Origin of the sequence: Streptacidiphilus cavernicola (assembly GCF_042510955.1) — a bacterium.
Lineage (GTDB): Bacteria > Actinomycetota > Actinomycetes > Streptomycetales > Streptomycetaceae > Streptacidiphilus > Streptacidiphilus cavernicola.
In genome coordinates this window covers 60,125-72,950 of sequence record NZ_JBHFAB010000028.1, presented here as the reverse complement: position 1 = coordinate 72,950, position 12,826 = coordinate 60,125, and the positions used below count along the sequence as shown (strand labels likewise).

Here is a 12,826-nt window from a genome sequence, read left to right as displayed (position 1 = left end):
CCGACGTGGCCGACCGGATCAGGGGAAGACGTGAACCATTCCGTGCGTACTGCGGCCACAGCGGCCGTCGCGCTTTCGGCGGTGCTGTTCGTCGGCGGTTGCCATGGCGGGGGCGGCGGGACGTCCGCGGCCGGAGCGCCGTCCGGGTCCGCGTCCTCGGCCGCGTCCTCGGCAGGAGCGCCTGGGCCTGCGGCCACCTCCGCCTCCACCTCCACGTCTGCCGCTGCTCCGGCGACGTCCGCCCCCTCGTCTTCGAGCGCCGCGAGCTCCGGCCCCGGCGCTCAGCCGACGACCGGGCCGTCGGCGTCCGCGGCTGTGCCCTCCGGCTGCCGGAACCTGCCGGCGACCGCCGCGGCCAAGGCCGTTGTCACCGCCGCTTACCAGGCCAGGTTCCCCTACCTCACGCGCATCGAGACTCTCCCCGGCACGTTCTACTACGGTGTCTGCGACGGGACCGAGTACGCCCTGACCCAGTTCACCCCCACCCCCGGTGCGAGCGAGCAGGAGCGGGTGGCGATGCAGGACGAGGGATCCGCCCGCAAGTTCTTCGAACGCACCGGCGGCGCCGGCTGGCGGTACGTCAGCAGCGACACCTTCCCGGCGACCCCCGGCTGCGTCGGCGCGATCCCGACCGCCATCGCCAAGGCCTGGGGGAACTGCAGATAGCCCGGCACCCGCCGACGGGCCGGGCCCGCCGCCTGCCTCAGACCTTGACTCCAAAGGCGACAGTGGCGGGGTCCGGGGAATTCGGATCCCGCCCCTGTGCGCCTGCGGTTAGTTGCTGTCGCCCTGGCTGTGGCCGGTTGTTTCCTTCTTCCCCAGCGGTCGGATCTTGATCTGCGCTGCCATGGCAACTCCTTCGAAGGACGGCTCTTGACCTGACCTTGCCAAGGGTCACGCCAGTGATGAGAATGTCAAGTGGTGTTTCAGTGACGGGATGTAACGGCAAGTCGGGAGCAGAACGGGCGACGGGGACGATCGGGGTGAGCGCTCGCCTGCGGGTGAAACCGGAGCACCGGCCCTACCGAACCACTGAGGGGGAACGTACGGATCGGCAGCGTGGTGCACGGCATCGGCGCGGAGATCGAGGACCCCGACGGCTGGGTCTGGGAACTGCTCCTGCTGCACGAGTGCGCGCACCTCGCGGTGGCACGTGCGGTCGGTGTGCCGGGCCGGATCCGCTTCGGGACCAGGCTGCAGTTCCTGGTCCTGCAGACCGACATCAGCGGGATCGAGTTCGCCCCCCGGCGGCAGCGGCTCACCGCATACCTCGCGGGTATGGGGTTCAACCTGGCCACGGCCGCCGTGGCGGTGCTGCTGCTGGCGGCCGGGCCGGTGGGTGATCACTCACTCACCCGGCGGCTGCTTTCCATCCTGGTGCTCTGGTCGCTGTTGCCGCTGACCTTCGAACTCATGGTGTTCCTACGTACGGACGTGTATTTCGTCCTGCAGGACCTGACCCGTTGCCGCGACCTCTACGGTGACGGTCGTGCATACGCCCGTTACCTGGCCGGAGCAGCGCTGCGGACCGTGCGGCGGGTTGGGCGTAGTGCCGCCGGGCAGGCTCTGCCGCCCCGGCCGCAGGGCGACGCCGTGGCGGTCCCCGATCCGAGCCTCGGGCTGCCCGCAGGCGAGCGGCGTGCGGTCCGGCTCTACAGCGCCGTCCTGGTGCTCGGCTGCGGCGTGTGCCTGGGCGTCATGGCGGCCTTCACGCTCCCGGTCGACATCAGCCTGTTCATGGGGCCCTTCGGCAGCTCCGGACCGGCCGTGACGGTTGGCAGGTCGCGGACGGAGCGGTGGTACTCGCCGTGCTGGGCACGGTCCACGGCCTGTGGGTGGTCACCCGGTGGCGCGCCAGGTCATCAGCTGACAAGTGGAAGTAGGCGGAAGCACATGCTGGGAATCCTCGACAATGCCGAAGGCCGACGCCTGGACTTCGCCGATTACGTTGCCGACTTCGACGAGCGGTTCTGGAGTATCGGCAGCGAGGGCTTCTGGAAACTGGAGCGCGGGCAGAGTTTCCAGGAGCCCGGTGTGGAGAGCTGGGAGCTCCTGCGCGACGGCGACTGGGTCAGGTCACTGGATCTGATCGAGCGTCAGCGCCAGGACTACACCAAGCACTTGGACCGCATCTTCGCGGCCGGGTTCAGTCATCACCGGGTCCGCGTGGTGGAACGTCCGGTGACCCCTTATCTGCAGTGGGAACTGCACGTGCTCCGGGCCAAGGACCAGTGCGGGGAGGACGTGCGGGTGGTCCCGGCCGCGGACGTCGCCGGGCTGGAGCAGCAAGGACCGCTGCCCGAACTGGTGGTGCTGGGCGCGGACGCGGTGTACGAGGTGCTCTACACCGGTGACGGCCTGCCGGACGGGGCGCGGCGGTTCACGGATCCGACGCTGGTCGCCGGGGTCCGGGCACTGATCCAGCGGCTGCACGCCTCCGGCGAACCGCTGGCCGACTACTTCGCGCGTGAGATCGCCGTCCTCGCCCCGCCCTGCCAGTAGGAGCAGTCCTTGCAGCAGTGGCCCCAGCGAGCGGGCGCTGCCGTACACGCTGCCTCGACACATCCGCGCCGACCGGCGCCCAGGTCCGGATGGTCGTCACCGGTCACCGGAGGCGGACGCGGCGGGTCAGGTCTGCCGCCGCGTCCGGCCAGTCGGGGTGGTCGAAGCGGAAGCCCGCGTCCAGCAGTCGCCCAGGGACGACGCGGCGGCTCTTGAGCAGCAGTTCGGTGTCCGAGCGCAGCGCGAACGCGCCCAGCTCGGCCATCCACCGGGTCGCGGCCAGTCCGACCGGGATGCCCCGGGCGTCCCGCAGGGTGCGCATGAACTCCCGCTGCGGCAGCGGCTCGGGCGCGGCCAGGTTCACCGGTCCGGCCAGGTCCTCCCGGTCGATCAGGAAGTCGACCGCGCGGACGAAGTCCACGTCGTGGATCCAGGAGATGTACTGCTCGCCGCCCGCGACCGGCCCGCCGAGGCCGAGCCGGGCCAGTCGGAGCAGCACGTCGAGGACACCGCCGCGGTCCGGGCTCATCACCATGGCGCTGCGCAGCGCGACCTTCCGGGTGTCCGGGGTTGTGGCCTGTTGCTGCGCCTGCTCCCAGGCCTGGGCGATCTGCACGCTGTAGGCCCAGTAGTCGGGGACGCCGGGTTCGGCGCCGCCGATGACGCCGTCGGCCTCGTCGTTGGCCGCGTCGAAGCGGTGGGCGTAGACGGTGGCGGTGCTCATCTGCAGCCAGACCTGGGGCGGTCGCGCGGCGGCGGCGATCGCCTCGCCGACGACGCGAGCGGACTCCACCCGGGAGTCCATCATCGCCCGCAGATTGTCCGGGGTGTAGCGGCAGCTCACGCTGCGTCCGGCCAGGTTGATCACGACGTCGCTGCCGTCGACCGCCTCGGCCCAGGGGCCGAGCGTCCGGCCGTCCCAGGCGATCTCGTGCGGTCGGGACGGCTGCCGGGTCAGCACCACGACGTCATGGCCTGCCGCGGTCAGCGCGCGGTGGAGGATGCTGCCGACCTGACCGGTGCCCCCGGGTATGACTGCCTTCATCGTGCTCTCCCTCGTTTCGGGGAGAGCTTAACCCAAGAAGTTGAACATGTTCAAAAGTATCGGAACGGCGGCCCGGTCAGGCGATGCGGCGCGGGACGGCGTCTGCGTGCAGCGGGTGGTCGTGGTGGATGGGTCCGTTGTGGGCGCTGAGGGGGAGGCAGGTGCCGCCGCGGCGGTGGGCGGTGATCTCGGCGGCGACGGCGACGGCGGTCTCCTCGGGGGTGCGGGCGCCGAGGTCCAGGCCGATGGGTGAGCGCAGGCGGGCGAGTTCGACCTCGGTCAGTCCGGCGTCGCGGAGTTGGTCCAGGCGTTGTTGGTGGGTGCGGCGTGAGCCCATCGCGCCGACGAAGGCCAGCGGCATCCGCAGGGCGCGTTCCAGCAGCGGGATGTCGAACTTGGCGTCGTGGGTCAGCACGCACAGCGCGGTCCGCCCGTCGATCCGCCCGGCGGCGGCCTCGGTGTCGAGGTAGCGGTGCGGCCAGTCGACCACGACCTGGTCCGCGGAGGGGAAGCGGCGCTTTGTGGCGAAGACCGGGCGGGCGTCGCAGACCGTGACGTGGTAACCCAGGAAGGACCCGATCCGGGCCACCGCCGCCGCGAAGTCGATCGCCCCGAACACGATCATCCGCGGCGCCGGCACCTGCGCCTCCACGAAGAATGTCACCATCCCGCCCTCGGCCGACGGATCACAGGGCCGCCCGTCCGCGGTCAACGCGAACTGCCCGGTACGCCCCGCGTCCAGCATCGCCCGCGCCTGCAGCACCGCCGCCGCCTCCAACACCGGACGACGCAACGTCCCGTGGTACGTGTCCGCCGTCACCGCCAGCGCACCGCCGCCCATCAGGTCGGCGGGCCCCGCGATGACGCGGACCAGGGCGACCGGGGAGCCCGAACGGATGAACGCCAGGGCGGCGTCCATCCCGTCGCAGGCCCCCGGAACCACCCGCTGGACGTAGACGTCGATGACACCGCCGCAGGTCAACCCGACCGCGAACGCGTCCTCGTCACTGAACCCGAACCGGTGCAACACCGGCACGCCACTGGCCAGCACCTCCTGGCACAGCTCGTACACCGCCCCCTCCACACACCCCCCGGACACACTGCCCACGGCCTCACCGTCCGCGTCCACGGCCAGCGCCGCCCCCGGGTCGCGCGGGGCGCTCCCGGAGACGGACACCACGCTGGCCACGGCGAAGGAGCGCCCCGCGGAGTGCCAGGCGTTGAGCTGCTCGGCGATGTCCTGCATGGGTGGCTCCTTCGTGCGTCAGAGGGGGTGGGTGGAGGAGAGGGGAAGGGGGGGGACTAGTGGATGCCCAGCCAGTCCTTGAGCGGGTGCAGGGCGAAGAACACCACGAACACGATGCTGAGCGCCCACATCAATATGCCCGGTTCGCGCCATTTGCCCGCGCCGGCCTTGATGACGACGTAGGAGATGACGCCGGCGCCGACACCCGCGGTGATGGAGTAGGTGAACGGCATCAGCGCGATGGTGAGGAACGCGGGGATGGCGACCTCGCGGTCGGCCCAGTCGATGTGCCGGGCCTGCGAGAGCATCATCGAGCCGATGACGACCAGGGCGGCGGCTGCCACCTGGCCCGGTACCATGCCCGCGAGCGGGGTGAAGAACAGCATGAAGGCGAAGACCGCGCCGGTGATCACGCTGGAGAAGCCGGTGCGCGCGCCGTCGCCGACGCCGGTCGCCGACTCGATGAAGACGGTCTGCCCGGACGCGCCGGCCACACCGCCGATCATGCCGCCCGCGCCGTCGATGAACAGCGCCTTGGACAGGCCCGGCATCCGGCCCTGCTTGTCGGCCAGGCCGGCCTCGGTGCCGATGCCGATGATGGTCGCCATGGCGTCGAAGAACCCGGCCAGGACCAGGGCGAAGACCGCGAAGCCGGCGCCCAGCGCGCCCATCCCGTTGCTGCCGAACGCGCCGAACAGGTCGACGTGGCCGAAGAGGCCGAAGTTCGGCGCGGCGACCGGGTTGCCGGGCCACTTGGGCACCGACAGGCCCCACTCGGAGGCGGGCAGGTTCAGCGCGGCCTGGACGATCAGCGAGATCACGGTGCCGAAGGCGATCCCGATCAGGATCGCGCCGCGGACCTTGCGGACCTGCAGTACGAAGATCGACAGCAGGGTGATGCTGAAGATCAGCACCGGCCAGCCGGCCAGGCTGCCGATGGAGCCGAGCTGCACCGGGGTGTCCGAGTGGTTGGCGTCCGGCACCCGGGTCACGAAGCCGGCGTTGACCAGCCCGATCAGCGCGATGAACAGGCCGATGCCGATGGTGATGGCGTGCTTCAGCGCCAGCGGGATGCCGTTCATGACCATCTCGCGGAGGCCGCTGACGACCATGATGACGATCAGAAGTCCATAGATGACGCAGAGTCCCATGGCCTGTGGCCAGGTGACATGTGGCGCCATGACCGCGGCCAGCGTGTTGGACACGCTCAGTCCGGCCGCGGCGGCGAGCGGCGCGTTGCCGACGACGCCGAGCAGGATGGTGGTCACCGCGGCGGCGAGGGCCGTGGCGGTGGTGACCTGGCCCGCGTTCAGATGGTGCCCGTTGACGTCCCCGACCGACAGGATGATCGGGTTCAGCAGCAGGATGTAGGCCATCGCCATGAAGGTGGTGAGGCCGCCGCGGATCTCGTTGCCGATGGACGAGCCACGGGCGCTGATCCTGAAGTACGCGTCCAGCGCGTTCTTCGGGGTGGGGGGTGCGGCGGGCGTCGCGTACGGCTCGGTCTCGGTGGACTCGCCGTCGCCGGTGTATCTGGATTCCGTGGGGATCTGGGTCACGGGTTCCACTCCCAAGGTTCAAAGGGGGTTGGGGTGGGGCTCGCGGCCGTCCTGAAACCCGTCAGGTAGGGAGTGCAGGGGACGGTTCGGCTCGCTGACGTGCTGGTCGCTCCGTACGGCCCCGGCGAGGGCGGTGTACGGAACGTCGTGCTGATCCGGTCGTGCATGGCACTGCTTCAATCCTTGGAGCTTCTATCTTTGGTGCGTCCCCGGGGCGGTGGGGAAGACAGGACGCCGCCCCGGGGAAGTCTGGTGACGTACCGTCAGGTCCCGGTGATGTGCTCGGGACGGACCGGGACCCGGTTCAGCGCCAGGCCGGTCGCGGCGCGGATGGCCGAGACGATGGCCGGGGTGGAGGAGAGGGTCGGCGCCTCGCCGACGCCGCGCAGCCCGTACGGGGCGTTGGGGTCGGCCAGTTCCAGGATCTCCACCGGCTGCGGCGGGGTGTCCAGGATGGTGGGGATCAGGTAGTCGGTGAAGGAGGGGTTCCTGACCTTGCCGTCCCGGGTGATGATCTCCTCCATCACCGCGAGCCCGAGCCCCTGCGTCGATCCGCCCTGGATCTGGCCGATCACCGACAGCGGGTTCAGCGCCTTGCCGACGTCCTGGCAGGCGGCCAGCTCGACCACCTTGACCAGGCCCAGCTCCACGTCCACGTCGACCACTGCGCGGTGCGCGCAGAAGGTGTACTGGACGTGGCCGAAGCCCTGCCCGGTCTCCTTGTCGAAGGGGACGGTGGGACGGTGGTGGTGCTCCCGGGTCAGGTCGATGGCGCTGTCGCCGAGCAGGTCGACCATGGAGATCAGCACCCCGGCCGAGGCCGAGACCACCTTGCCGCCGATCAGCGAGAGGTCGTTGTAGGTCCAGCCGTAGCGCGAGCGCCCCAGGTTGAACAGCTCGTTGCGGACCGCCTCGGCGGCCAGCTTCACCGCGCCGCCGGTCATGTAGGTCTGCCGGGAGGCGGAGGTGGAGCCGGCCGAGCCGACCTCGGTGTTCGCCGGGTGGATGGTGACCCGCTCGACGCCCAGCTCGGTCCGGGCGATCTGCCCGTGCACGGTGACGCCGCCCTGGCCGACCTCGGCCATCGCGGTGTGCACCATGGCGACCGGCTCGCCGCCGATGACCTCGAGCCGGACCCGGGCGGTGGAGTAGTCGTCGAAGCCCTCGGAGAAGCCCACGTTCTTCAGGCCGACCGCGTAGCCGACGCCGCGGACGATGCCCTCGCCGTGCGAGGTGTTCGACAGCGCGCCGGGCAGGTCTCGGATGTCCAAACCGGGGGGGCGGCGCGTAGCGCCTCGGTCAAGGGTGGCGGCGGGCGACGGGTGGGTCGTGTCGAGGACCGGCGGCAGCGGGAGGTCCTTGACCTTCTGCAGCAGCTCGGCCACCGGCGCCGGGGCGTCGATCACCTGGCCGGTCGGCAGGGACGAGCCCTGCGAGACCGCGTTCAGCTGGCGCAGCTCCACCGGGTCCATGCCCAGCTTCGCGGCCAGCTTGTCCAACTGGGTCTCGTAGGCGAAGCAGGCCTGCACCGCGCCGAAGCCGCGCATCGCGCCGCAGGACGGGTTGTTGCTGTAGAGCGCGACGGCGAGGACGTTGACGTTGGGGATCTCGTACGGGCCGACGCTCAGCGAGGAGGCGTTGCCGACCACGGCGGGGGAGGCCGAGGCGTACGCGCCGCCGTCCAGGACGATCCGGGCGTCCATGTAGACCAGCTTGCCGTCCCGGGTCGCGCCGTGCTCGTAGCGCATCTTCGCCGGGTGGCGGTGGACGTGCCCGAAGAAGGACTCCTCGCGGGAGTACACGATCTTGACGGGCTTTCCGGTGCGCTGCGCCAGCAGGCAGGCGTGGATCTGCATCGACAGGTCCTCGCGACCGCCGAACGCGCCGCCGACCCCGGCCAGGGTGAGCCGCAGCTTGTTCTCGGGCAGTCCGAGCACCGGGGCGACCTGCTGCCGGTCCACGTGCAGCCACTGGGTGGCGACGTAGAGGTCGATGCCGCCGTCCTCGGCCGGGACGGCGAGGCCGGACTCCGGGCCGAGGAAGGCCTGGTCCTGCATGCCGACCTCGTACTCGCCGACCACGACCACGTCGGCCAGGGCCCGGACGTCGTCGTTCACGCCGAGTCCGGAGACCACCTTCTGCTGGTGCACGATGTTGCCGGAGGCGTGGCCCTTGTACTCCTCGGGGGAGTGGACGTAGCCGTGGGTCTCCGGGTCGAGGCACTGCTCCTCGGTGGTGATCGGCGGGAGTACCTCGTACTCGACCTTGATCTTGGCGAGGGCCCTGCGGGCGGTCTCCGGGTGGTCCGCGGCGACGACGGCCACGGCCTCGCCGTGGTAGCGGACCTTGTCGATGGCCAGGGCCGGCTGGTCCTGGATCTCCAGGCCGTAGAACTTGCTGCCGGGGATGTCCTCGTGGGTGAGCACCGCGTAGACGCCGGGCTGGGTGAGCGCCTCGGAGATGTCGACCGAGAGGATCCGCGCGTGGGCGTGCGGCGAGCGCAGCGCCATGCCCCAGAGCATGTCCTCGTGCCACAGGTCGGAGGAGTAGGCGAACTCGCCCTTGACCTTCAGCGTGCCGTCCGGGCGCAGCGGCGAGCCGCCGATGCCGTCCGGGTGCGCGGTGGTGATGTCCTGCAGGTTCTTCTCACCGCGCATGGTCTTGGTCGTCACTGGGACACCTCCGTGGCGTGACAGGTGCGGGCGGAGGCGAGCCGGACCGCGTCCATGATCTTCTCGTACCCGGTGCAGCGGCAGAGGTTGCCGGACAGGGCCTCGCGGATGTCGTTGTCGCTGGGCTGCGGCTCGCGCTCCAGCAGGTCGTGGGTCTGCACCAGCAGCCCCGGGGTGCAGAAGCCGCACTGGACGGCCCCGGCGTCGATGAACGCCTGCTGCACCGGGTCGAGCCCGGTCTCCGGGTCGGCCAGGCCCTCGACCGTGCGGACCTCGCGGTCCTGCACCTGTCCGGCCGCGACCAGGCAGCTGCAGACCGGGGCGCCGTCCAGGTAGACCGTGCAGGAGCCGCACTCGCCCTGCTCGCAGGCGTTCTTGGAGCCGGGCAGGCCCAGGCGCTCGCGCAGCATGTAGAGGAGGCTCTCGCCCTCCCAGACGTCGTCCGCCTCGACCGGGCGGCCGTTGGCGTTGAAGGTCACCCTCATGCTGCGCTCCTCAGGGACTGCGTGTACTCGTTCCAGGTCCAGGTCAGGGTCCTGCGGGCCATCACCGCGAGCGCGTGCCGGCGGTAGGCCGCGCTGCCGCGCACGTCGTCGATGGGGGATGCGGCGGCGGAGACCAGCTCGCCGAAGCGCTGGGTGGCGGCCGGGCCGATCAGGCCGCCGCTCTGCCACAGGCCGCGGTCGGCCAGCTCGTCCGCGAGGAACTGCTCGGCCTCGACGGCGCGGCGCGGGGTGGGCGCGGCCGAGCCGATGCCGGTGCCGACCGTGCCGTTCTTGGGGTGCAGCGCGAAGCCGAAGGCGCAGACCGCGATGACCATCGCGTTGCGGGTGCCGATCTTCGAGAACTGCTGCGGGCCCGAGGCGACCGGGATCCGGATCGCGCGGATCAGCTCGTCCGGCTCCAGGCTGTTGCGCTTCACGCCCAGGTAGAAGTCGTCGATGGCGATCAGCCGGGTGCCGCGGACCGAGGCGGCCTCCACGAACACGTCGCGGCCGGCCGCGAGCAGGGCCGGGTGGGCGTCACCGGCCGGCGAGGCGCCGCCGAGGTTGCCGCCGACGCTGCCGCGGTTGCGGATCTGCGGCGACCCGACCGTGTTGCCCGCGATGGACAGGCCCTGCAGCGGCCCCGAGAGCTCCTTGGTGATCCGTGCGTACGGGACCGCGGCGCCGAGGCGGATGACCTCGCCGTCCTGGCCCTCGTAGCTGCCGGCCTCCCAGGTGGTGAGCTCGGTGACGCGGTTCAGGTCGAGAATGGCGGAGGGGCGGTGGCGGTCGAAGTTGAGTTCGACCATCACGTCGGTACCGCCGGAGATCGGCAGTGCGGACGGGTTCTCGGCCTTTGCCGCGAGTGCCTCGTCCCAGGTGGCGGGCCGCAGGAACTCCATGCGGTGACTCCTTTGTCAGTCGTGCGGTGTGACGTGCGACCGGTCGTGCACCGGGTTCGATCGGTTGTGAGCAGTAGACCGTCGTCGGGGTGTGTGTCGTCAGTCACTGATGGCATGAGGACCCGGAGCGGAGCGGCCACGAGGCCTGTGTGTTTCTCCAAGTGGCGGCTCTGCGTTCACCGGGCGGCCATCCGGCCGACCCGCCCCGGAATTAGGGGGATGCCGCGCCACCACCCGGCGTAGTGTCTGGCGGATGACGACGAGCAACCCCTTTCTCACCGCCAGCACGCTGCCCTACGACCTGCCTCCTTTCACCGACATCCGCGAGGAGCACTACCTCCCCGCCTTCGAGGCCGGTATGAGTGAACAGCTGGCCGAAGTCGCCGCCATCGCGGGCAGCCCCGAACCGCCGACCTTCGAGAACACCATCGAGGCACTGGAGCGCTCGGGCGCGGTTCTGCGGCGGGTGTCGCTGGTCTTCTTCAACCAGTCGGCCGCCGACACCACCCCCGGCGTCCAGGAGATCGAGGCCGCGGTCACCCCCCGGCTGGCCGCCCACAGCGACGCGGTCCACCTGGACCCCGCCCTGTTCGCCCGGGTGGACGCGCTGCACGCGCAGCGCGCGGAACTGCGCCTGGATGCGGAGTCCGAGCGCCTGCTGGACCGCTACCACGCCCGCTTCGTCCGCTCCGGGGCCCGGCTCGGCGCGGCCGAGCAGGACCGGCTGCGCGAGCTGAACGCCGAGCTGGCGACCGCCTCCACCGCCTTCGAGCAGAACGTCTTCGCCGACACCAGGGCAGCCGCGCTGATCCTGGACGACGCCGCCGAGCTGGCCGGGCTGTCCGCGGACGCGGTCGCCGCCGCCGCCGAGAACGGCAGGGCGCTGGGCCACGACGGCAAGCACGTGATCAGCCTGAAGAACTTCTCCAACCAGTCCGAGCTGGCCTCCTTGGACGATCCGACGGTCCGCCGACGGCTGCTGGCCGCCTCGCTCGCCCGCGGCGGGGCCAACGGGGAGATCGCCGCCCGGATGGCGGTGCTGCGGGCCGAGCGGGCCGCGCTGCTGGGCTTCGCCAGCCATGCCGCCTACGAGGTCGCCGACCAGACCGCGGGCAGCACCGCCGCGGTCGAGGAGATGCTCGGACGCCTGGTCGGACCGGCCGTTGCCAACGCCCGCCGGGAGGCCGAGGCGCTGGCCGCCGAGGCCGGGGTGGACCGGATCGAGGCCGCCGACTGGCAGTTCTGGTCCGAGAAGGTGCGCCGGGCCCGCTTCGACTTCGACGGCTCGGTCATGCGCCCCTACCTGGAGCTGGAGTCGGTGCTGCGGGACGGCGCGTTCTTCGCCGCGGGCCAGGTCTACGGGGTCGGCTTCACCGAGCGCCCGGACCTGGTCGCCTACCACCCCGACGCCCGGGTGTTCGAGGTCACCGACGCCGACGGCGCCGCGATCGGGCTGTTCGTCGGCGACTACCACGCCCGCGAGTCCAAGCGCGGCGGCGCCTGGATGAACGAACTGGTGTCGCAGTCGCACCTGCTCGGCCAGCTCCCGGTGGTCGTCAACAACCTCAACATCGCCAAGCCCCCGGCCGGCGACCCGGTGCTGCTGACCTGGGACGAGACCACCACCCTGTTCCACGAGTTCGGCCACGCGCTGCACGGGCTGTTCTCCGACGTCCGCTACCCGATGCTGGCTGGGACCGAGGTGCCGCGGGACTTCGTCGAGTACCCCTCGCAGGTCAACGAGATGTGGGCGGACTGGCCGCTGGTCCTCGGCAACTACGCGCGGCACCACGTCACCGGGGAGCCGATGCCGGCCGAGCTGGTCGCCCGGATGAAGGCCGCCGAGACCTTCGGCGAGGGCTTCCGCACGGTCGAGTACCTGGCCGCGACGCTGCTCGACTGGGCCTGGCACACCCTCCCGGCCGGGGCCGAGCCCGGCGACGCCGAGGCGTTCGAGGCGGCGGCGCTGGAGCGGTACGGGGTCGCCCTGGACGAGATCCCGCCGCGGTACCGGACCGGGTACTTCGGGCACGTCTTCGCGGGCGGCTACGCGGCCGGGTACTACGGCTACATCTGGTCCGAGGTGCTGGACGCGGACACGGTGGAGTGGTTCAAGGAGAACGGCCGGACGATCCGGGAGAGCGGCGAGATCTTCCGCAGGGAGCTGCTGGCCAAGGGCGGCAGCACGGACGCGATGGCGGCGTTCGCGGCGTTCCGCGGGCGGGCGCCGGAGATCTCGCCGCTGCTGGCGCGCCGGGGGCTGGCGGCGCAGGCGTAGCCGGCCGGGCGGCCCCGGGCGGGGGTGCTCCGCGCCGACTCCCCGCCGCCGCGGCCCGTTCGGGTTGCGGCGCGCGGGGATTGTTCGGGTAACGTGCGGCAACACCCCTGCCACACTCGGTCGTCCCGGAGGTACCG

Annotated in this window: 9 protein-coding genes; 3 read left to right on the top strand and 6 right to left on the bottom strand. The window is 71.3% G+C overall.

From position 1 onward, the window contains the following. The first annotated feature begins 315 nt into the window (after positions 1 to 315). Both ACEZDE_RS28945 and ACEZDE_RS28940 read left to right on the top strand, forming a co-directional pair. Entirely contained in the window at positions 316 to 666 is a 351-nt protein-coding gene (locus tag ACEZDE_RS28945) for a hypothetical protein (protein WP_380542262.1), read from the top strand. Between the two features lie 393 nt (positions 667 to 1,059). Beyond that, positions 1,060 to 2,502, top strand: a complete 1,443-nt coding sequence (locus ACEZDE_RS28940) for a DUF6879 family protein (RefSeq protein ID WP_380542259.1) — start codon at positions 1,060 to 1,062, stop codon at positions 2,500 to 2,502. Positions 2,503 to 2,605: 103 nt separating this feature from the next. Here the strand turns inward: ACEZDE_RS28940 and ACEZDE_RS28935 are convergent, their stop codons facing one another. The 6 genes from ACEZDE_RS28935 to ACEZDE_RS28910 all read right to left on the bottom strand — a co-directional run bounded on the left by ACEZDE_RS28935 (position 2,606) and on the right by ACEZDE_RS28910 (position 10,411). Next, entirely contained in the window at positions 2,606 to 3,547 is a 942-nt protein-coding gene (locus tag ACEZDE_RS28935; RefSeq protein WP_380542256.1) for a TIGR01777 family oxidoreductase, read from the bottom strand. Between the two features lie 76 nt (positions 3,548 to 3,623). Continuing rightward, positions 3,624 to 4,793 (bottom strand): XdhC family protein, encoded by a 1,170-nt coding sequence (locus ACEZDE_RS28930; RefSeq protein ID WP_380542253.1) that lies wholly within the window; start codon positions 4,791 to 4,793, stop codon positions 3,624 to 3,626. A 56-nt stretch (positions 4,794 to 4,849) separates the two neighbouring features. After that, a complete protein-coding gene (locus ACEZDE_RS28925) occupies positions 4,850 to 6,352 on the bottom strand; it encodes an NCS2 family permease (RefSeq protein ID WP_380542251.1) in 1,503 nt (500 codons plus the stop codon). A 263-nt stretch (positions 6,353 to 6,615) separates the two neighbouring features. Continuing rightward, positions 6,616 to 9,009, bottom strand: coding sequence for a xanthine dehydrogenase subunit D (gene pucD / locus ACEZDE_RS28920; protein ID WP_380542358.1), 2,394 nt, complete (start codon positions 9,007 to 9,009; stop codon positions 6,616 to 6,618). Positions 9,010 to 9,020: 11 nt separating this feature from the next. Then, on the bottom strand, positions 9,021 to 9,509 hold the full coding sequence (locus ACEZDE_RS28915; RefSeq protein WP_380542248.1) for a (2Fe-2S)-binding protein: 489 nt from the start codon (positions 9,507 to 9,509) through the stop codon (positions 9,021 to 9,023). Beyond that, a complete protein-coding gene (locus ACEZDE_RS28910; RefSeq protein ID WP_380542245.1) occupies positions 9,506 to 10,411 on the bottom strand; it encodes an FAD binding domain-containing protein in 906 nt (301 codons plus the stop codon). Before ACEZDE_RS28910 ends, ACEZDE_RS28915 begins: the two co-directional genes overlap by 4 nt. A 253-nt stretch (positions 10,412 to 10,664) precedes the next feature. On the opposite strand from ACEZDE_RS28910, the gene ACEZDE_RS28905 reads away from it, so the two are divergent. Next, complete coding sequence (locus ACEZDE_RS28905; protein WP_380542242.1) at positions 10,665 to 12,689, top strand: M3 family metallopeptidase; 2,025 nt, start codon at positions 10,665 to 10,667, stop codon at positions 12,687 to 12,689. Positions 12,690 to 12,826 lie beyond the last annotated feature (137 nt).